This is a genomic window from Hwanghaeella sp. 1Z406 (assembly GCF_048892425.1).
Lineage (GTDB): Bacteria > Pseudomonadota > Alphaproteobacteria > UBA8366 > Aestuariispiraceae > Pacificispira.
Map to the genome: position 1 here is coordinate 445,959 of NZ_JBLZHU010000001.1, position 26,465 is coordinate 472,423.

Annotated in this window: 22 protein-coding genes; 7 read left to right on the plus strand and 15 right to left on the minus strand. The window is 54.8% G+C overall.

All coding sequences use genetic code 11. The features are described from left to right. The first annotated feature begins 9 nt into the window (after window positions 1-9). Complete coding sequence (locus ACOSDR_RS01990; protein WP_420730245.1) at window positions 10-831, plus strand: FTR1 family iron permease; 822 nt, start codon at window positions 10-12, stop codon at window positions 829-831. On the opposite strand, the gene ACOSDR_RS01995 is transcribed toward ACOSDR_RS01990, so the two are convergent. Further along, window positions 828-1,301, minus strand: coding sequence for an Lrp/AsnC ligand binding domain-containing protein (locus ACOSDR_RS01995; protein ID WP_420724563.1), 474 nt, complete (start codon window positions 1,299-1,301; stop codon window positions 828-830). The two genes, ACOSDR_RS01990 and ACOSDR_RS01995, sit on opposite strands and share 4 nt — an antisense overlap. Before the next feature lie 126 nt (window positions 1,302-1,427). Here ACOSDR_RS01995 and putA point away from each other — a divergent pair, with 126 nt between their 5' ends. From putA to ACOSDR_RS02015, 4 genes are all read left to right on the plus strand, one after another. Beyond that, a complete protein-coding gene (gene putA / locus ACOSDR_RS02000; protein ID WP_420730246.1) occupies window positions 1,428-4,595 on the plus strand; it encodes a bifunctional proline dehydrogenase/L-glutamate gamma-semialdehyde dehydrogenase PutA in 3,168 nt (1,055 codons plus the stop codon). A gap of 153 nt (window positions 4,596-4,748) precedes the next feature. Further along, complete coding sequence (locus ACOSDR_RS02005; protein ID WP_420730247.1) at window positions 4,749-5,852, plus strand: di-heme oxidoredictase family protein; 1,104 nt, start codon at window positions 4,749-4,751, stop codon at window positions 5,850-5,852. A 180-nt stretch (window positions 5,853-6,032) separates the two neighbouring features. Further along, window positions 6,033-7,085, plus strand: a complete 1,053-nt coding sequence (locus ACOSDR_RS02010; protein ID WP_420730248.1) for a Fe(3+) ABC transporter substrate-binding protein — start codon at window positions 6,033-6,035, stop codon at window positions 7,083-7,085. 28 nt (window positions 7,086-7,113) lie between these two features. Next, window positions 7,114-8,814, plus strand: a complete 1,701-nt coding sequence (locus ACOSDR_RS02015; protein WP_420724559.1) for an ABC transporter permease — start codon at window positions 7,114-7,116, stop codon at window positions 8,812-8,814. 20 nt (window positions 8,815-8,834) lie between these two features. Here the strand turns inward: ACOSDR_RS02015 and ACOSDR_RS02020 are convergent, their stop codons facing one another. Both ACOSDR_RS02020 and ACOSDR_RS02025 read right to left on the minus strand, forming a co-directional pair. Next, window positions 8,835-9,722 (minus strand): polyprenyl synthetase family protein, encoded by an 888-nt coding sequence (locus tag ACOSDR_RS02020; RefSeq protein ID WP_420724558.1) that lies wholly within the window; start codon window positions 9,720-9,722, stop codon window positions 8,835-8,837. A gap of 54 nt (window positions 9,723-9,776) precedes the next feature. Then, on the minus strand, window positions 9,777-10,025 hold the full coding sequence (locus tag ACOSDR_RS02025) for an exodeoxyribonuclease VII small subunit (RefSeq protein WP_420730249.1): 249 nt from the start codon (window positions 10,023-10,025) through the stop codon (window positions 9,777-9,779). 215 nt (window positions 10,026-10,240) lie between these two features. On the opposite strand from ACOSDR_RS02025, the gene ACOSDR_RS02030 reads away from it, so the two are divergent. After that, window positions 10,241-11,173, plus strand: a complete 933-nt coding sequence (locus tag ACOSDR_RS02030; protein ID WP_420724556.1) for a histone deacetylase family protein — start codon at window positions 10,241-10,243, stop codon at window positions 11,171-11,173. On the opposite strand, the gene ACOSDR_RS02035 is transcribed toward ACOSDR_RS02030, so the two are convergent. Further along, the gene (locus ACOSDR_RS02035) at window positions 11,170-11,616 is read right to left on the minus strand and encodes a rhodanese-like domain-containing protein (RefSeq protein ID WP_420724555.1); all 447 of its coding nucleotides are present in this window, start codon (window positions 11,614-11,616) and stop codon (window positions 11,170-11,172) included. The two genes, ACOSDR_RS02030 and ACOSDR_RS02035, sit on opposite strands and share 4 nt — an antisense overlap. A 209-nt stretch (window positions 11,617-11,825) precedes the next feature. Between ACOSDR_RS02035 and ACOSDR_RS02040 the strand changes: the two genes are divergently transcribed. After that, a complete protein-coding gene (locus ACOSDR_RS02040) occupies window positions 11,826-12,956 on the plus strand; it encodes a DUF2336 domain-containing protein (protein WP_420730250.1) in 1,131 nt (376 codons plus the stop codon). Window positions 12,957-12,966: 10 nt separating this feature from the next. Here the strand turns inward: ACOSDR_RS02040 and ACOSDR_RS02045 are convergent, their stop codons facing one another. The 11 genes from ACOSDR_RS02045 to ACOSDR_RS02095 all read right to left on the minus strand — a co-directional run bounded on the left by ACOSDR_RS02045 (window position 12,967) and on the right by ACOSDR_RS02095 (window position 26,080). Continuing rightward, window positions 12,967-14,736 (minus strand): TRAP transporter permease, encoded by a 1,770-nt coding sequence (locus tag ACOSDR_RS02045; RefSeq protein ID WP_420730251.1) that lies wholly within the window; start codon window positions 14,734-14,736, stop codon window positions 12,967-12,969. A gap of 81 nt (window positions 14,737-14,817) precedes the next feature. Beyond that, complete coding sequence (locus ACOSDR_RS02050) at window positions 14,818-15,798, minus strand: TAXI family TRAP transporter solute-binding subunit (protein WP_420730252.1); 981 nt, start codon at window positions 15,796-15,798, stop codon at window positions 14,818-14,820. Between the two features lie 187 nt (window positions 15,799-15,985). Next, window positions 15,986-16,687 (minus strand): ABC transporter ATP-binding protein, encoded by a 702-nt coding sequence (locus ACOSDR_RS02055; RefSeq protein WP_420730253.1) that lies wholly within the window; start codon window positions 16,685-16,687, stop codon window positions 15,986-15,988. A 2-nt stretch (window positions 16,688-16,689) separates the two neighbouring features. Then, window positions 16,690-17,436, minus strand: coding sequence for an ABC transporter ATP-binding protein (locus tag ACOSDR_RS02060; RefSeq protein WP_420730254.1), 747 nt, complete (start codon window positions 17,434-17,436; stop codon window positions 16,690-16,692). Further along, on the minus strand, window positions 17,433-18,410 hold the full coding sequence (locus ACOSDR_RS02065; RefSeq protein WP_420730255.1) for a branched-chain amino acid ABC transporter permease: 978 nt from the start codon (window positions 18,408-18,410) through the stop codon (window positions 17,433-17,435). The genes ACOSDR_RS02060 and ACOSDR_RS02065 overlap by 4 nt, the downstream gene beginning before the upstream one ends. A 26-nt stretch (window positions 18,411-18,436) precedes the next feature. Continuing rightward, window positions 18,437-19,360, minus strand: a complete 924-nt coding sequence (locus tag ACOSDR_RS02070; protein WP_420724548.1) for a branched-chain amino acid ABC transporter permease — start codon at window positions 19,358-19,360, stop codon at window positions 18,437-18,439. A 163-nt stretch (window positions 19,361-19,523) separates the two neighbouring features. Continuing rightward, complete coding sequence (locus ACOSDR_RS02075; protein WP_420730256.1) at window positions 19,524-20,726, minus strand: ABC transporter substrate-binding protein; 1,203 nt, start codon at window positions 20,724-20,726, stop codon at window positions 19,524-19,526. A gap of 447 nt (window positions 20,727-21,173) precedes the next feature. Continuing rightward, window positions 21,174-22,379, minus strand: coding sequence for an ABC transporter substrate-binding protein (locus ACOSDR_RS02080; protein ID WP_420730257.1), 1,206 nt, complete (start codon window positions 22,377-22,379; stop codon window positions 21,174-21,176). A gap of 353 nt (window positions 22,380-22,732) precedes the next feature. Next, on the minus strand, window positions 22,733-23,431 hold the full coding sequence (locus ACOSDR_RS02085) for a fumarylacetoacetate hydrolase family protein (RefSeq protein WP_420730258.1): 699 nt from the start codon (window positions 23,429-23,431) through the stop codon (window positions 22,733-22,735). A gap of 39 nt (window positions 23,432-23,470) precedes the next feature. Further along, the gene (gtdA, locus tag ACOSDR_RS02090) at window positions 23,471-24,511 is read right to left on the minus strand and encodes a gentisate 1,2-dioxygenase (RefSeq protein ID WP_420730259.1); all 1,041 of its coding nucleotides are present in this window, start codon (window positions 24,509-24,511) and stop codon (window positions 23,471-23,473) included. A gap of 552 nt (window positions 24,512-25,063) precedes the next feature. Then, complete coding sequence (locus ACOSDR_RS02095) at window positions 25,064-26,080, minus strand: aspartate-semialdehyde dehydrogenase (protein WP_420724543.1); 1,017 nt, start codon at window positions 26,078-26,080, stop codon at window positions 25,064-25,066. Window positions 26,081-26,465: the final 385 nt, after the last annotated feature.

The window sequence follows — 26,465 nt, forward strand, 5'->3', positions numbered from 1 at the left end:
AGATATGACATGATAGCAGCCCTGATCATCGTCTTTCGGGAAGTTCTGGAAGCGGCCCTGGTCATCAGCATTGTTCTGTCATCGACCCGCGGCCTGCCCGGTGTGGGGCGTTGGGTCAGTGCAGGCATTGCCGCAGGGGTGGTTGGGGCTGCAATCGTCGCTCAATTTGCGGGGGTGATTTCCGATACGCTGAATGGCTATGGTCAGGAAATCTTTAATGCCTGTGTTCTGTTGCTGGCGGTTGCCATGCTGGCCTGGCACACGATCTGGATGTCGACCCATGGCCGCCAGATGGTCACTGAATTGCGCTCTGTTGGGGATACTGTACGCAGTGGGGGGCGTCCGCTCTATGCGCTGGCGCTTGTTGTCGGGTTAGCGGTTTTGCGGGAAGGGTCAGAAGTCGTGCTGTTCCTGTATGGTCTGGCGGCATCTGATGGGGGTTTTCGGCCCGCAATCCTGGGCGGGTCGGCTGGATTGGCGCTGGGCGTTACTGTCGGTGCAGTCCTGTATCTGGGCCTGCTGCGGATCCCGACCGGTAAGATATTCAGTGTCACGAACTGGATGATTATTCTGCTGGCCGCTGGCATGGCGGCGCAGGCGATGAACTTTCTGGCTGCAGCTGGTTTTGTCACCCTGGGTCCGACCCTGTGGGACAGTTCATTCCTGCTGAGTGAGAGCAGTATTCTGGGGAAAATACTGCATACGCTGATCGGGTATATTGAACGCCCGACAGTGTTGCATCTTATCGTCAATATCGGAACGATCGGGCTGATCACCGGGGCAACGCGGCTGGTATCGAACAGCCAACAGAAGAAGCCGGTTTCAGGTTAAACCGGAACCGCATCGCCTTCCTTTACGGTTTCCATTGCGACATAGGTTGCGGTGGAAATCACGCCGGGCAGGGGGTTGATCACGTCGCCCAGAAAGTGACGAAAGCTCTCCATATCCCTGGTGCGAACCTTCAACAGATAATCAAAGCCACCGGCGACCATGTGACATTCTGCAATACCTGGTTCTTGCTGTACGGCGTGTTTGAAATGCTCAAATATGTCGCTGGTCGTGCGGTCCAGCGTGACCTGAACGAATACGGTCAAGCCAGCCTCCAGTTTTGACGGGGACAGGCGTGCTGCATATCCGGTGATGTATCCGCTTTTTTCCAGCCGCCGCACCCGCTCCAGGCAGGGTGTGGGAGACAGGTTCACCAATCGGGCCAGATCAACATTGCTCAGCCGCCCGTTGGCCTGTAACTGCCGCAAGATATTGCGATCAATTTTATCAAGGCTGCGCGTTGTCTCTGTCATTGCAGAATCTTTCACTATGAAATCTGGGTTTGGCTATAAGATATATCGTCAACACCCCTAAAACAGAAGCACATTTGGCTGGGTTTGTTTTACTGTTTCGGCTCCATTCGATTAAGGGAGACGAACATGCTGCTGACCGACAAACAAGCCGACCGGTATCTTTCTCACGGCGCTCTGCGCCAAGCGGTGCGAGACGCCTATCGCATGGATGAGGAGGCTTGTCTGACGGAGCGTTTGGGTCAGGCGAGACTGGAAGCCGCCGCCCGTGATCGGATCGAAGAGCGCGCGCGCCAATTGGTTGTCGAAGTGCGTAAGGACCGGGTTAAGTCATCTGGCATTGACGCCTTCATGCATGAATATGAACTGTCGTCCCGGGAAGGCGTTGTTTTGATGTGCATGGCCGAAGCCCTATTGCGCATCCCCGATGATGAAACCGCTGATGCCCTGATCAAGGATAAGATCGGGGGCGCGAATTGGGAATCCCATCTGGGTCATTCTGAAAGCTGGTTCGTGAATGCGTCAACCTGGGCCCTGATGCTGACCGGGCGCATCGTCGGGGATGATGGCAAGTCAGCAGAGCAGGACTGGCGCGGTACAATGCGCAAATTGGTCCAGCGGTCGGGTGAACCCGTCATCCGCAAGGCAGTCAATCAAGCGATGCGCGTCATGGGACGGCAATTCGTGATGGGCCGTAAGATTGAAGAAGCCCTGGATCGTGCCAAGGGAAATGAAAGCAAAGGCTATCGCTATTCCTATGACATGCTGGGTGAGGCGGCCCGCACGATGGCAGATGCCGACCGCTATTTTAAGTCCTATAGCACGGCGATTGAGAAAATCGGCAAGGCCGCGAAAGGGCGAGGTGTCATTGAGGCACCGGGCATTTCCGTAAAGCTGTCAGCGTTGCATCCGCGCTATGAATTCGGTCAGGAAGACCGCACCCTGGATGAATTGATCCCCCGCTTGCTGGAGCTGTGTCGCAAGGCGAAGGAATATGATATCGGCCTGTGTATCGACGCGGAAGAATGTGATCGTCTGGACCTGTCGATGGAAGCGATTGAGGCGGCGGCAACAGACCCGTCCCTGGCGGGTTGGAATGGTCTGGGGCTTGCCGTTCAGGCCTATCAGAAGCGCGCCTATCCCTTTATCAAATGGCTGGCCTCTGTCGCCAAAAAGGGACAGCGCCGCATGATGGTACGCCTTGTCAAAGGGGCCTATTGGGATACGGAAGTCAAACGCGCCCAGGAATTGGGGATGAGCGATTATCCGGTCTTCACCCGCAAGGTATCCACCGACGTTTCCTATCTTGCCTGCGCCCGGTTGTTGCTGACCGAACAGGAAGCCTTTTATCCCTGCTTTGCGACCCATAATGCCCATACGCTGTCGGCCATCGCGGAAATGGCGGGGAACCGCAGTGATTTTGAATATCAGCGCCTGCATGGCATGGGCGATGCCCTGTATGATCAGGTGGTCAGCAAGGCGGGTAAAGGCGGCTATCCAGTACGCATTTATGCGCCAGTGGGCAGTCATGAAGACCTGCTGGCCTATCTGGTGCGTCGCCTTTTGGAAAACGGGGCGAATACCAGCTTCGTCAATCGCATTGTCGATGAGCAGATGCCGATTGCAGAAATTGTTGCCGACCCCTTGCGGGAGGCGGAACGGTTAAGTCCCGTGCGTCATGCACAAATTCCAATGCCTGAAAACCTCTTTGGGCCCGGTCGTCGCAATTCTCAAGGCTTTGATATCACCGATATTCCAACCCTGATGAACCTGCGCGACGGGATGTCCCTGGCAGAGCGGGAGCCTTGGTCTGCTGCCCCATTGGTGGGCGGGGTTCCGGTGAAAGGGAAAGCTCACGCGGTCTATAATCCCGCTGACAGCAGCCAGCGCATCGGAGAAGTGATTGATACCACAGCCGATATAGCGCGCGATGCGTTTGAACGGGCGTTGCGGGCACAAATATTATGGGATGACACGCCTGCAGGCGCACGGGCAGATGCCCTGGAAAAGGCCGCTGATTTGTATGAGCAGCATGGTGCCCGCCTGATGGCGATTGTCATGCGCGAGGCGGGTAAAACCCTGAATGATGCGATTGCAGAGCTGCGCGAGGCGGTCGACTTCCTGCGCTATTATGCGGTGCGCGCCCGCATGGAGTTTGCTCAGCCAGAGGTCCTGCCTGGACCAACCGGAGAGATTGACGAGATTTCGCTGCACGGTCGTGGTGTCTTTCTGTGTATCTCTCCCTGGAACTTCCCGCTGGCAATCTTCACCGGTCAGGTATCTGCGGCCTTGGCAGCAGGAAATGCGGTGCTGGCCAAACCGGCAGAACAGACGCCGTTGATCGCCTATGAGGCGGTGAAGCTTTTGCATGCGGCGGGGGTTCCTGTTGATGCGTTGCATCTGCTGCCCGGTGATGGGCCAACGATTGGGAATGCGATATTGTCCGATCTGCGTTTGGGCGGAGTGGCTTTCACTGGGTCTACGGCGACAGCTCGGCTGATCAATCGGACGCTGGCAGAACGAGATGGCCCGATCATTCCATTGATTGCAGAGACCGGTGGGCAGAATGCGATGATTGTCGACAGTTCCGCCCTGCCGGAGCAAGTGACGCGCGATGTTGTCATCTCGTCCTTCCAAAGTGCTGGCCAGCGGTGTTCGGCACTGCGGGTCTTGTATATTCAGGAAGATGTGGCCGATAAACAGATCGCCATGATTGCCGGGGCCATGAAGGAATTACGGGTGGGCGACCCTGCCTGGCTGTCTACCGATCTGGGCCCTGTGATTGATGCAGAAGCGCGATCTAATCTGAATGCCCATATCGCCGAATTGAGCAAATCCAAAAAGGCGAAGAAGGTTGGTGAAACGCCGATGGAAACACAGTGTGACAAGGGCACATTCGTCGCCCCGATTGCCTTTGAAATTCTAGGAATAGAGATGCTGGAACAAGAGCATTTTGGCCCCATTTTGCATATCGTGCGCTATAAGGCGTCGCAGTTGGATGCTGTGGTGGATGCAATCAATGGCACAGGCTTTGGCCTGACCTGCGCCATTCATAGCCGGATTGACGAGACGATCGGTCGGGTCCTTAAACGTTTGAAAGTTGGCAATGCTTATGTGAATCGCAATCAGATTGGCGCTATTGTAGGGGTTCAGCCATTCGGGGGTGAAGGGTTAAGCGGAACAGGACCCAAGGCAGGGGGCCCAAGATACTTGCATCGTTTTGCTTGCGAACGCACGGTGTCTGTTGATACCACGGCGGCCGGTGGCAATGCGTCCTTGATGACCTTGGAGGCCTGAGCCAGTCGATTTGTGTAAAATGGATGGGCGGGATTCGTGTTCAGGGCTTTGGTTGTTGCGGTTTTGCTGTGTCTGGGAACTGGGACTGCCGTGGCGCAGTCCCTTTTGCCTGCAAATGACTCCCCTTCTGGCGGACCTATACCGGCGGATCCAATGGCCCCCCCGGCAGGATTATCTGAAGATACCCGCGCGGCGTATGAGCGTGGACGCCTGATCTTCAATGGTCATTTCCGACCCTCGGGCACACAGGGGCCTGATGATTTGGTCGGCCTGGGCCCCTTGTACAATCGGATATCCTGTGCGTCCTGCCATAGCGCGGGGGGGCGCGGTTTTCCGCCTGATGGGCCGGGTGACAACTTTCTGACCGCATTGGTTCGGATCGGTGTTGTGGATGCGGTGGGGGGTGTCACGCCGCATCCCTTATTCGGAACCCAGATTCAGGATCGCGCCGTCCCCGGCGTGGACCCTGAGGCGAAGCTATCTTTAAACTGGGAGATACAGCCAGGTAAATATCCAGACGGTCAGGCCTATGAGCTTAGAAAGCCATCATTGGATATTCAGCCTGATCCGGGCGCTTTGGCGCATTGGTCCATCCGTATTGCGCAACCTATTCGGGGGATAGGATTGTTGGAACCGATGATTTTACCCAAGGATAGCACCGGACGATTCGGCTGGAAGGCGTCCGAACCCACAATCGTTATGCAGAACGCCGCAGCCCTGGCGCAGGATATGGGGATCACCAATGTTTTCCATCAAATGCCGATCTGTCCAAAAGGGCAGACGGATTGTGGGGGCGGATCTGGGGAGATATCCGGCATATCCTTGGCGGAACTGACCCTGTTCACAAAGCTGCTGCCGCCGCCTGACAGCACCGATGTGAAAGACACGAAAGGGGAGTACCTGTTCCACCTTGTAGGGTGCGCGGCCTGCCATATTCCTGAATTACCGTCGCGTGCTGGTCCAATCCCCGTGCGCGCTTATACCGATTTATCCCTGCATGATATGGGGCCAGGCCTGGATGACGGGCTGCCAGAAGGGGATGCTAAAAGCTTTGAATGGCGGACGCCGCCTCTGTGGGGATTGGCAGAAACTCTAGCAAAGGATCGAGCAGCCCCCTTATTGCATGATGGTCGCGCGCGGGGGCCCGAAGAAGCAATCCTGTGGCATGGCGGGGAAGCCCTGAAATCCAGAAATGATTTCATGGCCCTGTCACAGGAAGACCGGAACCATCTGCTGGAATTCTTGAAGGGCCTTTAGTATCAAATTCACAAAGATGATATTAAGAATGACTTGCAGAATATTATGATAATCTTTATAAGCCGCATATGAATATGCGACGCAATCTCAGTTTGGCGCCCAGCAACTGAGAGGATGCGTCCCAGTCGTGACCCGAGCAAGCTTGGGTGTGACACAACGCTAGGGAAAGGAATGCCTTCAATGACATTTGGATTGGATACTCTTCGTCAACATGTGACCCGAAAGGTTGGTCTGGTCGGCCTGGTTCTGGGCATGAGCATGGCAATGCCAGTCGCACAGGCCGCAGAGGGAGAAGTAAATATCTACTCCATGCGCCAAGCCTATTTGATCGAACCGATTCTGGACGAATTCACCAAAGAAACAGGCGTTAAAGTCAATGTTCTGTTTGCTGATGACGGCTTGATTGAGCGTCTGGCGCAAGAGGGCCCAAACAGCCCTGCGGATGTTGTGCTGACATCCAGCTTTGGTAATACAGCGCGTTTGGTCGATGAAGGGCTGACCCAACCGGTTGACAGCGAAACGCTCGCAGCACGTGTTCCAGAACAGTTTCGTGCGGCGGATAATCGCTGGTTTGCGCTGACCCTGCGTGCACGCCTGTTTTATACCTCCAAAGAGCGTATGAAAGAGGGTGATCTGGTGACTTATGAAGGTTTGGCGGATCCGAAGTGGAAGGGCAAGGTCTGCACTCGCAGCGGTACCCACCCATACAATGTGCAGATGATTGCAGCCATGATTGCCCATAAGGGCAAAGCAGAAACCAAGACATGGCTGGAAGGTGTGAAGGCCAATCTGGCACGCAAACCGCAGGGCAATGATCGTGCCCAGGTCAAGGCCGTTTCCGAGGGTGAATGTGATATCGCTGTCGGAAACTCCTACTACTTCTTCAAGATGCTGGACAATGACGAACAGCGTGGCTGGGCCGAAGCGGTTAATCCGGTATTCCCGAAATTTGACGGCGGTGGCACGCATGTGAATGTGTCTGCCATGGTCATGGCGCCCCATGCGCCAAACCGTGAAAATGCCGTTTTGCTGATGGAATACTTGACGGGCGAGGCTGCACAGAGGATTTATGCGGATGTGAATTTTGAATATCCGGTTAATCCCAATGTGAAACCCTCCGATGCGTTGGCTGGGATTGGGGATTTGACCCCAGACAGCCTGACCTTGGATCAGATTGCCGCCAATCTGCGGGATGCACTGCAATTGGTCGCAGAAGTTGGCTATAACGAATAAAGGGTTGGTGCGTGAAACAAGGTAAGGCATGGCGGTAACCACATCGGATGCGACCGGGCCGGTGACCCGGTCGCTGATGCAGAAGGATAGATCCTGGATTTGGACGACGGGCGCTGTGGGGGCTGCCCTGATCGTGATCATTCCCCTTGCATCAATCGTCTGGCTTGCCTTGTTTCCAAAAGATGAAGGCTGGTTCGATATTGTTCGAACCAGCCTTCCTACTTATATCAGCAATACCCTGATCCTGATGGTCGGCGTTGGGATTGGTACGATTACCGGTGGGGTTTCGACTGCCTGGCTGGTCACCGTTTGTCGTTTCCCGGGCCGCCGCATGTTTGAATGGGCATTGTTATTACCCCTGGCCGTGCCTGCCTATCTGGTCGCCTTCGTTTATACCGACATTCTGGAATATGGCGGCCCTGTGCAAGGCGCGCTGCGCGATCTGTTCGGATGGCAGGTTAAAAGCGATTACTGGTTTCCAGAAATCCGCAGCCATGGCGGCGCGATTATTGTCCTTAGCCTGGTGCTATACCCCTATGTTTACATGATGGCGCGGGCGGCATTTCTACAACAATCCGTCTGTGCCTTAGAGGCTGCACGAACTCTGGGTCGAACACCCTGGCGCTGTTTCTGGACGGTGGCGCTGCCTATGGCGCGCCCGGCACTGGTGATTGGTGTATCCCTGGCCATGATGGAAACCCTGAACGATTTCGGGACGATCGATTTCTTTGGGGTTCATACGTTGACCGCTGGCGTGTTTGAGGTCTGGCGGGTCATGGGCAATACTGGTGGTGCGGCCCAAATTGCCCTGGTGATGTTGCTGTTTGTGGTCGGGCTGCTATGGCTGGAGCGATCATCGCGCCATCGCCAACGCTATGGTCAAACCAGTTCCAAGATACAGGCGCTGCCGGGTTTTGAATTGCGTGGCTGGCGGCGTGTGGCGGCGATGACGGTGTGCGGGGCACCTTTGATCTTTGGCTTTGCGGTTCCGTTTATTGTCCTGGCGGTCAATGCGCTGCGGCGGCTGGACCAGCAATTGACCCCGGAATATTTCGCCTTCACCAGCAATTCCCTGATTCTGTCTGGCACGGCGGCGGTCTGTGCTGTGGTGATCGGCCTTTTCATGGCCTATGGCGTGCGTCTAAGCGGCGGAAAGCTCCTGCGCATGCTAACCCGCCTGGCATCGGTCGGATATGCTGTGCCTGGCGCAGTGTTGGCGGTAGGGGTCATCGTACCCTTCACCTCTTTCGATGCAGTGGTCGGCCGGTTCATTGAACAGACTTTTGGGGTTCCGATGGGACCGATATTGTTTGGCACCGCATTTGCCGTGGTCTTTGCCTATGTCGCGCGCTTCATGGCGATTGGCTTTGGCGCTGTGGATTCGGCCCTGGAAAAGGTGACGCCCCATATGGATGATGCGGCGCGCACCCTGGGCAAGGGGCCACTGGAAACCCTACGTCGAATTCATCTGCCAATGATCCGCGGCGGGATTTTGGCTGGGGCGATCCTGGTGTTTGTGGATTGTATGAAAGAGCTTCCCGCCACACTGATCCTGCGACCGCCGTTTAATTTCGATACGCTGGCGACCTTTGTCTTTCAGTATGCCTCTGACGAGCAATTTGAACGGGCATCTCTGGGGGCAATTACCATCGTGATTGCAGGCATTATCCCGGTCGTCCTGCTGTCCCGCGCGATCCGCAGCGCCCGCCCGGGCCATGCGAACGGGTAAGGATGGTGTAAGCGTCGCGTTCAGTGTTTGCGTTCAACGACAAAGCGGGCCAAGGCGCGCAGGTGATCGGCTTTGCTGTCAAACAGCTTAAGGTGATTGATGGCCTGATCTGCCAGATGATTGGCCTGATCCCGTGCCCGCTCCACACCCAATACAGAGACGAAGGTCGCCTTACCCTTTGTCGCATCCTTGCCAACCGCTTTGCCAACAGTGGCGGCATCGCCTGTGATATCCAACAGGTCATCGGCAATTTGGAAGGCCAGGCCCATATCGTGGGTATAGCCGCGCAATGCTTCCCTGGCAGAGGTAGGCGCACGGCCCAGAATGGCCCCGGCCTGACAGCCAAAATCGATCAGACGACCGGTTTTCAGGCGTTGCAGCCGTGTGATCGCGCCAATATCCAGATCCGCACTTTCGGCCTTCAAATCGATCATCTGGCCTCCGACCATGCCATGGGCCCCGGCGGCCAGGGACAATTCCAGCACCAGTTCACAGCGAACCGCAGGGTTTGAATGAGTGGAGTCCGACGCCAATATGTTGAAGGCGCGGGTCAGCAAGGCATCTCCGGCCAGAATCGCCGTTGCCTCGTTAAAGCGTTTGTGGACGGTTGGCTTGCCCCGGCGCAGCGCATCATCATCCATGGCTGGCAAATCATCATGCACCAGGGAATAGCAATGCACCATTTCCAGCGCTGCACCCACGCGCAGGGCCGAGTTTTCTGATACCCCGAACAGGCCTGCGGTTTCGTTCACCAGAAAGGGGCGGACGCGCTTACCGCCATCCAATGTGGCATAGCGCATGGCCTCCAGCAGGTCGCGCTCAGGGGCATTGTCCAGGGGCAGTAGCTTGTTGAGAACATCTTCAAGATGTCCTGCGAAGTCGCTCATGGCCCGCGCGAGATCGGTCATTCGATCAAATTCCTTAATATGTGAAAGAGGGTCGGCGTGATTTTGGCAATACTATTATTCTATTTCCGCAGACTCCGCCTTGATCGTCCCATTGGATCCGACGGTAATCTTCTCGATGCGTGCCTTTGCGCCCGCAAGCTTCTTTTCGCAATGCTTCTTTAACGCGGCACCCCGTTCATAAGCCTCAATACTGGCCTCTAGCTCAATATCGCCGGATTCCAGGCCACGTACGATGGATTCCAATTCTGCCATGGCCTGTTCAAAACTCAGGTCATCTATCGTTGATTTCGCCGTCGTCGTCATGCACCACCTAAATCTATTTGCAAGTTTGATCGAACCAATCTTGCGGTCAGTGTAGGGCGCGCCGACCCATTGGCGCAACCATCGCCCAACCCATTACCATAAAATCCGGCGCAATGTTGCAAAAACCCCTATCTGAAACTGGCATCGCCTTGAAGTGCCCTTATGAATGGTTTATCGCCTAAGGATACCAAACGATCTGGGTTAGGGAGACATCCATGGCGACGAAAACACTGCTTTTCACCCATCCGGCCTGTGCCGGTCATGATATGGGGGAAGGGCATCCAGAGCAGCCCGCGCGTCTGGCTGCCGTACTTTCGGCTTTGGAAGGACCTGATTTTCAGGAATTGGAACGCAGGGAAGCGCCGGAAACGACCCGCGACCGTATCCTGCTGATGCATCCCCCTGCCTATGTTGATGGGCTGATAGCGGCTTTTCCCACCGAAGGCCGTGTGCAGATTGATGCGGACACCGCGGTCAGTGCCGGGTCCCGGGAAGCTGCATTCCGTGCTGTTGGTGGCGTGGTTGCTGCTGTGGATGCAGTTATGAAGGGGGAGGCAAAGCACGCCTTTTGTGCCGTACGCCCGCCTGGTCATCACGCGGAACCTGACCAGACCATGGGCTTTTGCCTGTTCAATAATATCGCAATCGGGGCCGCCCATGCGCGGGATGTCTACCATCTACAACGTGTCGCTGTGATTGATTTTGATGTGCATCATGGCAATGGCACCCAGGCGATGTTTGAAAATGAGCCTATGTTCTTCTATGGCTCAACCCATCAGATGCCGCTGTATCCGGGCACTGGTCGGCCGTCGGAAACAGGTATTGCGGACAATATCGTGAATGTTGCATTGCCACCGATGGGCGGCTCACAGGAATTCCGGAAGGCATTTCAGGATGTCGTGTTGCCCAGACTGGATGCGTTTGGGCCGGAACTGTTGATGATTTCCGCTGGGTTTGATGCGCATCGTGATGATCCCCTGGCCCAGGAGAATCTGGACGAGGATGATTTTGTCTGGGTCACGCAGGAATTGATCAAAATCGCCGATAAGCATTCAGAAGGCCGCGTCGTTTCCGCCCTGGAAGGGGGGTATGATCTGGACGCGCTGGGGCGGTCTGCGGCCGCCCATGTGCGGGTATTGATGGCTTAATTTTCAGCGGGGGCGGGGTCCAGCGGCAGGTTCTGTTTCATCCAGCCGCGCAGCGAACCGCGCCCCAACATGCCTTCCTTCACATTCATCACATGGGTGAAGCCATTCTGGGTCAGAAAGGCGCTGGCCCAGGTGGATCGAACACCAGAGGCACAGATCAGGGCGATTGGTGCCGTCTTGTCGCCGTTAACCCCCGCGATCATGGCCGTCAGAAACCCGGTTTGCCCTTCGGGATCATGCATGGTGATGGTTCTGGCCCCTTGGGCGATTCCTGTATCGCGCCATTCTGACGGGCGGCGGATATCGATCAGGGTTACAGATCCATCCTGCTGCATCTGATGGGCGGTGGGGGCATCAATGATGGTTGTTTCAGCCAGACCGGTGGAAACGTGCAGCATTAGGCAAAGTAGGGCGATGACCGATCCGGCGATGAATTTTGGCATTCCGAACACTCCTGATACAGCAGATGGATCATTCATAGCGTCATGCGGATGTTGCGACAATCCAGCGGCTGGTAAATCCTGTGTGACGTCTTATGAGGGCTGTCTGGTATCGTGATGCTTGGCGCTGTGCGGATTGCTGCGTATTCTACGAAAATGCTATGTAAGCATGAGTATTTAACGCCCTGATCTGGGGGAGGGGATGTATATCAATGGCGGAAAAACTGACCGGTTCAGATGTGCAAAAGCTGCTGGCCGACCCATCGGGGGAAAATCGCGCCAGTGCCGCCCATAAGATCGCGCGACAATTTGGTGAGGGCGGGTTGACGGATAAGGAACGGTCGATCGCGGAAGATATCTTCAGTTTAATGGTGAAAGACGTTGAAATGCAGGTCCGGGCTGCACTGTCTTCCAATCTGAAGGATGTGCCTGGCCTGTCAAACGACCTGGCAAAAACATTGGCGTCTGACCTCTCTGACGAGGTCGCCTTGCCGATGCTACAGTATTCAAATGCTCTGACGGACGCCGATCTGGTTGAGATCGTACGCAGCCAGAATGCATCCAGAACCAAGGCGGTGGCGGAGCGTCCAGCGGTGTCCAGGCAGGTATCGGATGCGATTGTCACTCATGGGGATGAGGACTCTGTCGTCGCCCTTGTATCCAATACCGGGGCGGAGATCAGCGAGACATCGCTGAACAAGGTTGTCGATAAATATGGCGATGTGCCCCGAATTCAGGAACCGCTGGTTCAGCGCCCGACCCTGCCTGTCAGCATTGCGGAAAAGCTGGTTGCCCGGGTGGCAGATCACTTGAAGGACTATCTGGTTCAGCATCATGAACTGTCAGATGAAATGGCCACCGACCTTATTTTGCAAAGCCGGGAGCGCGCGACGCTTACTCTAAACAGGGCCGGTTCTTCCGGCAGCGCAGAAGAACTGGTTCGCCAATTGAAGGAAAACCGGCGGTTGACACCCTCCATCGTCTTGCGGGCCCTGTGTGTCGGTGATTTGGATTTCTTTGAACAGTCCCTGTCTGTCCTGTCCGGGGTGCCGATCAACAATGCCCGCATCCTGATCCATGACGAGGGGGAGCTTGGCTTGCGGTCCTTGTATCAGAAGGCGGGAATGCCTGTCGCCCTGTTGCCTGCCTACCGAACGGCCCTGGACATGGTCGTTAAGGCAGAGATGGAACAGAGTGATGAAGACCCCCAGCATCGTATGCGACGCTTGCTGGAGCGGGTGCTGACAGAGCATGAAGAAATCATCGACGAGTTTGGTGCAGACACCGTGGACTATCTGCTGACCAAGCTCAATCGATTGGGTCAGGCCTCAAAAGCAGCCTGACGGATATTTCCTATAGCGGATAGAACAGGACCAATGCGCCGCCCAGGACAAGGGCGATGCGTATCATCCATCGTATCGGGGCGATGATCCCAAAGGAAATACAGCCCAGGCCGACCCCCACTTTCGCCGCTGCCAGCACGGCATGAATTGGAACGGTAGAGAGATGGATCAAATCCGGATTGGCGATCATGCCCAATGGGATCAGATACAATCCGATACCAAGCGCCATCGCCTTGCCAGCGACTTTCAGCCAATTTTCACCAACCATGCCTGCTGCGATGAATACCGCGCCACAGACAGGCGGGGTTATGGTGCTTAAAAGCGCAAACCAGAAGACGAACAGGTGGGCCTGTAGCGGCTGTAATCCCAATTCTGTTAAGGCGGGCCCTGCGACGGAGATACAGATGACATAGGCTGCGGTTGTCGGAACCTCCATTCCCAGAACAAGGCATGCTGCCGCTGTCAGCAACAGTGCCGGCCATAGCATCCCGCCTGACCCTGACAGGATTAGGGATGTGATCTTGACGCCCAGCCCGGTAATGCCCAACACCCCGATGATGATGGAGGCGCAGAGGATAATTGAGGCGATGGTGGCTATTTGCTGACCCGCGTTCAGACAGACACTGATAATCCGATCCAGGGTCCGCGGTCCGTTGAAGGTCAGTTTCGCATCCAATAGCAACAGGACGGCCCCGGCCAGAATTGCCAGACAAGCGGCGTATTGTGGTGTGAAACCGGTATAGAACATAAACCACAGCAATACGGAAAACGGCACCATGAAGAAGGCAGCTGTAATTAGCACAGGGCGCAGGCCGGGCTGTTGATCCTTTGGCAGCCCTTCCAGTTTATAGCGCATGGAAAAGGCATCTATGCCGACCCAGCATGCCGCAAAATACAGAAAGGCTGGCAACAGGGCGGCGGCCATGATTTCGGTATAGGGGGTTCCGGTTAATTCCACCATGACAAAGGCCCCGGCCCCCATCAGGGGCGGCATGATCTGACCGCCAGAGGAGGCCACAGCCTCCACCGCGCCTGCCAGCGATTTGGGATAGCCCAATCGCGTCATGGCGGGCAGCGTAATCGCCCCTGTCGATGCAACATTCGCACTGGCTGAGCCAGAGATGGATCCAAACAGCGCGGAAGACAGAACTGATACCTTGGCCGCGCCCCCACGCAGACGCCCTGCGACGGCTGCAGCGACATTCATGAAGCCTTGCCCGGCCTCTCCCGCATTCAGGACGGACCCGAATATGACGAAAATGGCGACGATGGAGACTGAAACCCCGGTCAAGCTGCCCCAAATTCCGCCTTCAGCAATCGTCAGCGTGCCCAGAAAGCTGTTCAACGGCGTTCCCGGATGGCCGAATTCACCAGGGATATATTGTCCGAAGAGTCCATACAGCAGGGTTGTGGAAGCGACCAAAGGCAGTGGCCAGCCGATCGCTCGTCGTGCCATTTCCAGCACTGTGACCAACAGGATGACCGCGATCCCGACCTGGAATGTGCCATCCAGAAATCCGTATTGGTCCGACAGGGGGGCATGGTTCCAGGCGATCCACAAACAGGCGGCAAGGCCCAGGCTGCCCAGAACAGCGCCGGAGATCCGCTCAATACTGTTGCGGGCGATAAAGATCATCGCCCAGGGCAGGGCCAGGGCCATATGCAAGGGGCGGGACAGAAGGTTGGGCACCAGTCCTGAAAAAATCAGCCACAAATGAAATGTGATGGATGTCGCCCCGAGTGCAATCCAGATCCATCGTGATGCGCCTGCCGTCAGCATTTCCCAACCTCTGATATAGTAAACAAGACAGCCCCGGTTTCCCACCGGGGCTGTCCCACTTCTTAATTGATCTGAAGTGTTTTACATCTGTGCGTCGGTCACAGGGAAACCGACTTCCATGTAATATTTCAAGGCGCCTGGATGCAGTTTGCCGGTGACATTCGACAGCATTTCCGGGGAAACACCATTCCACCAGGCGGCATCTGCCCCCAGCTTGGATTTGCCTTCCCAATAGGTCTTGGTCAATTGATAGGCGGTGTCTTCATCCATGTCTGTTGTCGTATAGGCAACCACAGGCAGGCCGGTCGTCGTGATATCGGTGGTCTGATCGGCATAGGTCCCCGCCGGGATGGTCACCTTCAGACGTTTCGTCTGGGTGATCTGATCATCGCTGAGTGACAGGATGGTAACTTTGGTGCTGGCAGCGGCCTCAATCACATTGGGGGCAGGGTAAGAGCCTGCGGTGACAAAGCCATCGATCTGACCATTTTTAAGGGCCGACACGGCATTGGAAAGCTCCACATCCGCCAGGGTCACTTTACTGTCCAGGCCAAACAATTCCAGATACTTTGCCCCTTCTTTTGCACCAAAACTGCCCTTGCCAATCAGCAGCGTCTTGCCATCCAGGCTGGCGAAATCGGTGACGCCACTGTCTGCATTCATGACAAAATGCATGGTCAGAGAGGGGATTGGGAACAGCGCGCGGATCTCATCAAAACGCGGGCTCTGTTTGCCTTCAAACATCGCCTTGCCGCCCTGCGCCAGGCCAACAAGGGCCGGGGGCGTGGTGAAGACATAATTACCGGTGCGCCCGATCACTTCCATCACGTTTTGGACAGAGCCCTGGCTTTCTTCAACCGTAACAATGATGCCGCCATCGGTGCCGGCCTTCATCGCCTCGGCCAATTGCACGGCCATTTGATAATAGGACGAACTGGAACTTGCGGACTTATAGGTCACGCGGGTTTCGGCCTGGGCCGCAGGGGCCGCTGCCAAAACGGGAAGAACCGCCATCGCGCCAACGGCGGCCAGCTTTTTAATATGTTTCAGTGATAAGGTCATGGGTGTTTCCTAGCATCCTATAGGGTGGTCGCCGTTGCCCGCGCGACCTTCGCAGTATCACTACCCCACGGCCCATTCAGGATCAAGCAAGAGTGAGGTGGTACGGACAGAATCGATGCGAATAAACCTACATTTACGCCTGTGGGGCAAGGATACAAAACCGTGCATCGTACGATAACGAAGTGCTTTAAACGCCCAGATAGCGATGCATCAGTTCTTCGTCCGCCAATAACTCCTGGCTGTTGCCGGTCCAGACGACACGGCCCTTTTCCACGATGTGATGACGATCGCCAATGCGGGCCAGGTCTTTGACATTCTTGTCGATCACAAGGATTGACAGGCCTTCGCCCTTCAATGCTTCCAGGCTTTTCCAAATCTCATTTCGGATCAGGGGCGCAAGGCCTTCTGTGGCTTCATCCAGGATCAGCAGATTTGGATTTGTCATCAGCGCCCGACCGACGGCAAGCATTTGCTGTTCCCCACCTGACAGCAGGTTTCCCATACTGCTGCGGCGTGCGGCAAGGCCTGGGAAAAGGTCATAGATACGATCAGCAGTCCAGGGGGTCTTCTGATTACCCCAATTGGCGGCTGTGGCGACAAGGTTTTCATGCGCGGTCAGGTTTGGGAATATCTGACGTCCCTCGGGCACCAATCCGATTCCACGACGCGCAACAGCATAAGATGACAGGCCGCGAATGGACTGACCTTCATACTGAATATCGCCTTCCTGTGATTGAATGATGCCCATGATTGAATGAACAGTTGTCGTTTTGCCCATGCCATTGCGGCCCATCAGAGTGGCGACTTCCCCGGCGCGCACTTCCAGGGTCATACCAAACAAAGCCTGGCTGTTGCCGTAAAATGTTTTTAAGCCCGATACAGTCAGCATGATCAGGCCTCCTCACCCAGATAAGCGCGTTTCACTGCCTCATTATCGCGGATGGCGTCTGGTGTATCTGTGGCGATAATTTCACCATATACCAACACCGAAATCCGATCCGCCAGGGCAAATACCGCATCCATATCATGTTCCACCAAAAGCATGGTTTTCTGACCCCGGAAACGCTGTAGAATCTCAATCATGCGCTGGCTTTCCTCGGATCCCATCCCGGCCATGGGCTCGTCCAGCAACAGCATTTTAGGCGCTGTCGCCAGGGCCATCGCGATTTCCAACTGGCGGTGTTCGCCGTGGGAGACTTCACGCGACAGCACCATCGCCTTCGCGTCCAGACCAACCTCTTTTAGCCGCTCCATGGCCTGACGGTTGATTTCCGGCTCACTATTGGCGTTACGCCAGAACCGGAAGGAATGCCCATCATGGGCCTGTGCCGCCAAGGCGACATTCTCCAGCAGGGTCATGTCCTGAAATACGGTCGTGATCTGGAAGGAGCGTGCGATGCCCATTTTCGCGCGGGCCGGACCAGATGCCTTGGTGATATCGCGACCATTAAAGTGGACCTTGCCCGCATCCGGGAATTGTTCTCCGCATAGCTGAGAGATCAGGGTTGTCTTGCCCGCGCCATTTGGCCCGATAATGGCATGGACTTCCCCCTCGATCACATCCAGGGATACGTTCTTTGTGGCGGTGACGCCGCCGAAGGTCTTGTACAGCCCACGGACTTCTAAAAGTACAGTCATCGTTTGCCCAACCGATCCAAAAATCCAGAAATTCCACCCCGCACGAACAGGACGACACACAGCAGAATCAAGCCAAATGGCAGGTGCCAATAGAATCCAGCGCCGTTGTGTACCATATCCATCAGATCGGGAATCATCTCTTCCAACACCAGGAAGGAAAGCACGCCAAAGATCGGACCGAATGCTGTTGCGGTTCCCCCCAGAACGACCATGAAAATCAATTCACCCGACCGGGTCCAGCCCATCATATCCGGGCTGATGAAATTGGTGTAGTTCCCCATCAAGGCCCCGGCATAACCGCAGATCGATCCAGAAATCACATAGGCAACCAGGCGATAGTTATAGGTGTTGTATCCTAAAGCCTGCATCCGCTTTTCATTGGATTTCGCGCCCCGAATGACCCGTCCAAAGCGGGACCCAACAATGCGGTGATATAGGTACATCACTGCCAGGAAGGAAACGAAACAGATGTAATAAAAGATGGTTGGATCATCGATATCGATTCCGCTGGCGAATTCACTGTCGTACCAAATCGTCAAACCGTCATCCCCACCATATTCATCCAATGACAGGAATAGAAAGAACGCCATCTGAGCGAAGGCCATGGTGATCATGATGAAATGAACGCCCTTGGTGCGCAGGCTGATTGCCCCGGTAATCAGGGCAAAAACCGCACTGACGCTGACGGCCAGAAAGATATGCAACCATCCTGAACTATAGTCATGATAAATGGGAATGCCGACACAATAGGCGCCAATGCCGATAAAGGCCGCATGTCCCAGGCTGATCATGCCGCCATAGCCCAGAATAAAATTCAGGCTGATCGCGGCGATGGTCAGGATCAGAATCCGTGTTGCGATACTGAGATAGAAAGCCTGATCGAAAATATCCGCCAGGATTGGTGTCATAGCCAACAGCAGCAGTATCGCGATACTGAAAAGCCATTTGGGAGTCAGAAAATTGGAAGTGCGCATGCCCATCCCTTATGCTTGCTTGCGTTTTATCGGACCTTAGGCGGGAAAAGGCCCTGAGGACGCACCGCCAAAATGATAGCCATTAGAATATAGATCAGCATTGCGGAAATCGCCGGGGCGGCCGTTTCCGCGGTTCCTGTCTGCATGAACAGCTTTAAAAGTTGATCCAGATAGGACCGTCCCAAAGTGTCGATCATGCCAACGATCAAGGCCCCGACGAAGGCCCCTTTGATTGATCCAATCCCGCCAATGATGATCACGACAAAGGCGACAATGATAATGTCATTGCCCATCCCGATAGAGGCCCCGGTAATGGGCGAAATCATCATCCCGGCCAAGCCGGCGATAGCCGCGCCAGCGGCAAAGACCAGGCTGAACAATACTTTAATATCGACGCCCAACGCCTGCACCATGGTGCGATTGGAGGCACCGGCGCGGATCAACATGCCAAGGCGTGTCTTGCTGACAACATAATACAAACCAATGGCGACCAGCAGACCGACAGAGATAATCGCGATACGATAACTAGGCAGTTGGATTGTTTCCGTGAGGGTGATTTGACCGTTCAGCCATGCGGGCAGGGGAATGACCATACCCTCAGCGCCCCAGATCAGATGCGTGACAGTATCAAATATCAGGATGATGCCGAATGTTGCCAGAACATGGTCCAGATGATCCCGCAGATACAGCGAGCGCGCGATCAAAATCTCCGTGACATAGCCAACCGCCATGGTCAGGGGGATCGCCAGCAACACGCCCAGCACAAAACTGTCCAACAGGACCACCAGGGTCCCGCTTAAATAGGCCCCAACCATATAGAAAGAGCCATGCGCCAGATTGATAAAATCCATAATGCCGAAAATCAGCGTCAGGCCAGCGGCCAGCAGAAACAGCAAAATGCCCAGCTGCATCCCATTCAACAACTGTGTGATCAGTAGTGCGCTATCCATGCCCATCCCCGGTTCATCACTAATTAAAAGACTGCTGCTTTTACCGGATCACCCGTTGCAGCATGTTCATTGCCATTTCTTATACGCGACGCACATTCATTTTAAAACGGCGGCGTGATGGCCCATTCCCTAAGCACGCCACGCCGCCGCTTGTCATAGTGTATTACATCTTGCAGTCAACGGCGTGAGGATCTTGATGGTCCGTAAAAATCCTAGAAACGATTTTTGTGGTCCATCGGCCTTCTGAATCCGCAACCACTTCCCGAAGATAGAAATCCTGGATCGGGAAATGGTTATTACCGAACTTGAACTTGCCACGGGTTGACGCGAAGTCTGCCTTCTCCAGCGCAGCCCGCACGGCGTTCTTGTCGGAGAGATCACCATCCACTGCATCAACTGCGGATTTGATCAACATGACAGCATCATAGGCCTGTTGGGCATAGAAAGAAGGGTAGGTGCCATGTTTTGCCAGAAAATCGCTCACGAATTTCTGGTTTGCAGCATTGTCCATATCTGGTGACCAGTTTTGTGTGCCACGAGACCCTAGGGCGGCAGTTAAGCCGGCCTCTTGCATTTTTGGCAGGGAAATACCGTCCAACGTATAGACGGTGTAGAGCTTCATCGTGTCAGCCAGGCCTGCTTGCATGAATTGAGAGACGAATGCGCCGCCTGCCTTGCCAGGATAGAAGGCCCACAGGGCTTCTGCGCCAGAGGCTTTGGCCTTAGACAGTTCGGCGGAGAAATCGAGCTGCGTTTCCGACCCCCATTTGGTCATATCCCGCCCTTTGATCTCCCCTTTATAGGTCAATTCAACAGCAGCCATCATGTCTTTTCCTGACGCATAGTTAGGCGCCATGATATAGACAGACTTAACACTTTCCTGATTCAATGCTTCCCCCATTGCCATGGGGATTTGGTCATTTGCCCAGGAGATAGAGAAGAAGTTCTTATTACAGCCTTTTCCTGCCAATTGAGACGGGCCTGCATTCGCGCTGATTAAGAACGTATCGCTATCCAAAACAGATTTAACCGATGCCAGTAACACGTGAGACCAGATGAAGCCGGTTACAAAATCTACCTTTTTCTGAGTGACCAACTTATCTGCGGCCTGTTTGCCGGTTTCTGGTTTAAAGCCATCATCTTCCATAAAAACGTCGACTTTGCGGCCCCCCATCTCCCTACCAATATGCTCAAGGGCCAGATCAAAGCCATTTTTCATGTCGGTGCCGATAACTGCGGCGGGGGTCGTCAGTGTTGTTACGAAACCAATTTTTACGGGTGCGCTGTCTGCAGCGGATGCTGCACCAACCCAAGGCGTCGCCGTTAGAAACAGTCCGAAAACCGCTGCTTTTAATGCCTTCTTCATTTCCATGCACTCCTCATTGTGGAGCCTTCAGCATTGAGCAGTTTCCTCGTCACAATCAGATGAATTCACAAATCTCAGTGGATGTATCCCAGTTAACAGTTGATGCCGGTCGGGATACTTTTAAGACAGATTCATCTATAACTCACCAGAATTCCCTGCACTATAATGCATCATTCCCTGTGTGCAACTTTGTTCAATGAGATATGATGCATTATTTGTCGTTATCATTGAGTTGAAGCTAAACGTTTCACTAAAACTTGCGCAAGCATTAATTTCGTAAAAATTAATTATTTTCGAAAATTCGTGAAATTTTACTCAAGGATCGCATCACGAAAAGGCTGGCGTGGTTTTCGATTTCTTGATCAGGTCTAATGGGCCGAAAGCCAATGCAAAAGAAAACGGGGCGGGCCATTTCTGACCCGCCCCGTTTCGGCAAATCTCGGAATTTTACATCTTGCAGTCAGCAGCGTAAGTATCCTGGTGATCGGTATAAACAGTGGATTTGATCTTTGTCGTCCAGCGACCTTCTGCATCGGTAACAGCTTCCCGCAGATAGAAATTCTGAATTGGGAAATGGTTGCTACCAAACTTGAAATTGCCACGAGTGGAATTGAAATCAGCCTTTTCCAGGGCTGCGCGAACCGCATCCTTGTCGGTCAGATCACCACCAACAGCATCGACAGCAGATTTGATCAGCATGACGGCATCATAAGCCTGCTGGGCGTAGTAGGATGGATAGGTGCCGTTTTTGGCCAGGAAGTCACCAACAAACTTTTTGTTGGCCTCATTGTCCATATCCGGTGACCAATGCTGGGTCGCCATCGATCCAAGAACGCCCGTCAGGCCTGCTTCTTTCAGTCTGGGCAGAGAAATCGCATCCACGGTGAACACGCTGTAGAGTTTCATCGAATCAGCAAGGCCCGCCTGGGTGTACTGGGAGATGAAGGCACCACCGGCTTTACCAGGATAGAAAACCCAGATCGCTTCTGCGCCCGAAGCCTTGGCTTTTGCCAATTCAGCGGAGAAGTCGAGCTGTGCATCCGCACCCCATTTGGTCAGATCCTTGCCTTTGATTTCCCCTTTAAAGGTACGCTCCACACCGGCAACCATGTCTTTGCCTGCGGCATAGTTCGGGGCCATGATGTAAACGGATTTTACGCCATCGGCGTTCAATGCTTCGCCCAATGCCATCGGGGTCTGGTCATTCTGCCAGGACACGGAGAAGAAGTTCTTGTCGCAAGCCTTGCCAGCCAATTGAGACGGGCCCGCATTCGCGCTGATTAAGAAGGTTTCCGTATCCAGAACGGACTTGGCAGAAGCCAGCAATACGTTGGACCAGATATAGCCGGTCACAAAATCAACCTTGTCCTGGGTGACCAGCTTGTCGGCGGCTTGCTTGCCGGTTTCCGGCTTGAATCCGTCATCTTCATAGATGACCTCAACCTTGCGGCCACCCATTTCGCCGCCAATATGTTCAATAGCCAGGTCGAAACCGGCTTTCATGTCATTGCCGATGACCGCAGCAGGCGTTGTCAGCGTGGTGACAAACCCGATCTTCACAGGATCACTGTGTGACGCGCCATAGGCCGGTCCAAAGGCCGGTGCTGTAGCCAGCGCAGCGCCGAATGCCGCTGCCAGTAATGTCTTTTTCATTCCTTTGTCTCCCTGGTATGACCACCCTTAAGGTAAGCGGAGGTCGTGTGTTCTAAAAATTTACGCGGAGCCTGAGTGGCTTAAACCATCCGAAAGGCCATGCTCCTTGTGCAATCGCCGCTATCAGAGCGTACAAGACTGCTCAGGGTCAAGCGCTAGACTGCCTCTCTTCCGGAAACTTTGGTCCATGCCGCGCGTCGCTGCACTATAATGCATCTTTGCGGGCGTGCAATGTCGAAAAATGCGCTATGATGCAGTCTCGATACCCCCTAAGCGTGAAGATGAGGACGCCGCGCACGATATCCCTAACGTGCGCGGCGCAGTTCACTTTAACGCAGGGGGACGGTTCATTCTCAGACGATTTTTACCCGCAAGGCACCGACCTTTTCGGCAGATCCTTCTAGGATATCGCCTGCAACGACGGCCCCGACCCCGGCGGGCGTCCCTGTCATGATCAGGTCGCCTGGATATAATGTGTGAAACCGCGACAGATCGGCGATGGTTTCACTGACAGAGGTAATCATCTCATCCATCGGCGCTTCCTGGCGTATTTTTCCATTCACCGACAGGGCGATGCGCCCATCAACGATCTCCCCGGTCTTTGCGATTGGGACGATTTCCCCCATCGGGGCGGCATACTGGAAGCTCTTACCGTTGTCCCAGGGGCGACCTTTATCCTTGGCCTGGCTTTGCAGGTCGCGGCGGGTCATGTCCAGGCCGATCGCATAGCCAAAGATATAGGACACAGCCTCGTCTTTGGAAATGTTGCTGCCTTCCTTGCCGATGGCGACGACCAGTTCGATTTCATGGTGATAGTTCGATGTTTCGGGTGGGTAGGGGACGTCTACCGTTGCCCCGGGCGCGCAATAGACAATGGCGTCGCGGCATTTGGTGAAAAAGAATGGGGGATCGCGATCGGTCACGCCCATTTCTTCACGATGCGCCCAATAGTTCCGCCCGACGCAATAGATGTTGCGGACCGGAAACTGGGCGTCTGAACCCTGGACCGGCACCGACGTTACAGGCGGCACGGGAAAGGCATAGTTGGGCATTTTGGAACTCCTGACTGAAAAGGGAATGCGTGAATGGGATTATCCAGTGATGCGTTCTTCGCGCCAGATATTCAGGTTCTGCTGCATACCCTTGTCGGAAAATGCGAATAAGGTCACATCTTCTGCCGGGTTATAGGTGACGGTATGCCAGCTTGGGATAACAAATGTGTCGCGTGGTTTCAGGTCATACCTTGTGTCGCCAATCTGAACGGATCCGGTCCCTTCTACTACCGTCACCACCGTCGCATCTGTCGCGCGGTAGGGTTCGGTTTTGAACCCTTTAGGCAACAACTGCACGAAGCCGGAGATGGTTGGCATCATCGGCCCCCCGGTTGCAGGATTGATGAATTCCAGCTTTAGGCCTTGATGGGGATCCCATTCGGTGGAGTCTTTCATATCCTCCAGTGCCTGCCGGTATTCAGCATAGGGATAGTGGAAAACCGGGCTGGATTTCGGCGCGTCATAGCCAACGGGCAGCATGTTTCGCCCAAATTGTGCGCGGCTGAAGCCAGGCGGGCGTCGATCCAGTTGGTACTCGTCATTGCCTTGCTGGGCAAAGCCGGAATCAAAGAAGCGCAATGTCGGTATGTCCAAACCGTCCAGCCACACCATGGGGCCGTCGCTGTGATTGCCGTGATCATGCCATTGCCAACTGGGCGTCAGGATCAGATCAAATTCTTTCATAATGGCGCGTTCGCCATCCACGGCAGTATAGGCACCATCTCCTTCAACAATGAAGCGCAGGGCCGATTGGGTATGTCGGTGGCACGGCGCGATTTCCCCCGGCAGAATCAGTTGCAGGCCCGCATACAAGGTCCCGGTCGCAGAGCTTTCCCCCGGACAGCCTGGATTTTCCAGGATAAGGACGCGCCGCTCTGCTTCCTTTGCAGTGATCAATTCTCCACTGCTCATCAGATAGGGGCGCACATCCTCATATCGCCATCGCACAGGGGTGACGCGGGTCGCCGGCGCTTTTGGCACCAGGGCATGCAAGACCTCCCACAAGGGGGTCATGTTAAGCGGGCGAATCTCATCATAGAATTCTTGCCGTTCGGCGGAAATGGGTTTGCTGTCAGACATTCTGGTCTCCTGTGCTTACAGGTCGCAATGGTTTCCGATCCGACCGGAAACAGCAAGTCCCACAATTGGGAAAAGCAGTTTCGCCATCAGGGATGTGGCGAGGAGCATTGTTGGCGGGCCAACAGCGTCTCAAAGGAGGGCTACGCGTCCGGTGCCAACAATAGGCACACCCTTCGAGACGCTTTGCTCTTCAGGGTGAGGGGGTAATTATCTGCACCATTGTCACCCCGGACTTGATCCGGGGTCCAGGGCGGCCGGCGTTATTGGCGCTTGTGGCTCTGAACACCCATCTGCACGGGTGTGACGCGGATGGAGGGATCGGAAATGCGGTTCGAGACGCTTTGCTCTTCAGGGTGAGGAGGCAATTATCTGCACCATTGTCACCCCGGACTTGATCCGGGGTCCAGGGCGGCAGGCCTTATTGGCGCTTGTGGCTCTGAACACCCACCTGCACGGGTGTGACGCGGATGGAGGGACCGGAAATGCGGTTCGAGACGCTGCGCTCCTCAGGGGGGCGATAGTTTACATCACCCCCCCTTGGTTCACGTCTGGTCAGACCAAGCCGTCCTTGATCATGCGCTCGGCGATCTGGACGGTGTTCAGGGCAGCCCCTTTGCGCAGGTTATCTGACACAACCCACATGGACACGGTGTTGTCCTGTGTCGCATCATCGCGAATACGAGAGATGTAGACGGCGTCTTCTCCGGCGCATTCGACCGGGGTGACGTAGCCTTCATCGGCGCGATGGTCGACGACGATACAGCCTTCCGCCTTGGACAATGCCTTGCGGATTTCTTCGACGCTGACGTCTTTTTCCAGTTCCATATTTACCGCTTCGGCATGGCCGATGAAGACGGGAACCCGCACACAGGTTGCGTGCAGTTTGATCTTGGGATCCAGGATCTTCTTCGTCTCAACGGTCATCTTCCATTCTTCTTTGGTCCCACCATCATCCATGAAGACATCGATATGGGGGATGACGTTAAACGCGATCTGCTTGGTGAACTTATTGCGTTCCATCGGGTCATTCACAAAGACGCCGCGGGTCTGGTTGAACAATTCATCCATCCCGGCCTTGCCAGATCCAGAGACTGATTGATAGGTCGACACCACGACGCGCTTGATCCCGGCCAGATCGTGGACCGGCTTCAAGGCGACCACCAATTGGATGGTGGAGCAATTCGGGTTCGCGATGATGTTCTTTTTGCCAAAATCTTTCAGGGCGTGCGGGTTCACCTCTGGCACGACCAGCGGTACGTCCGGATCCATGCGGAAATGTGACGTGTTGTCGATGACAACCGCGCCTGCCCGCGCTGCCTTTGGAGAATATTCCGCACTGACTGTTGCGCCAGGAGAGGAGAGAACGAAATCTGTGCCCTTGAAGTCAAAATGCTTCAGGGCCTGGACTTTCAGGGTCTCAGTATCACCATAAGATACCTGTTTGCCTACGGAAGATTCCGAGGCCAAGGCGATGATATCGTCGGCGGGAAATCCACGTTCGGACATGATCTTCAGGATTTCCTGTCCGACATTTCCCGTTGCGCCAACAACGGCTACTTTGTAACCCATTTCTATATTCCTTCTTTTCTGTTCGTCTTTTTGGTTTGAAGCGGGGCAGGGCATTCCGGCCCAGATACGGTAAGGGCCGGGGAGAACCCGGCCCGATGAAGCAGTTTTGCTATAGTCGGATGCGCGGGGTCTCGCTAGACTCCGGTGGTGGTTTTACCAGTTTTGGCTTTGTCGGCCATGATTGTGGTCGCAGCGTTTGCGCGCATCGGATACCCCAGTTGCGTATCAGTTTGGTTTCAGTTTCAACCAAATTCGGCGCAACACTAGCCATGTGCCCAAGATGTCGCAAGGGATTTTTCAGATCACCCTAGAATGGATTACAGGATTCTGAATATGTCGCACTGTGTAAGAGTGTCGTTGCGACAAGAATGCGTATAGAGTGTGT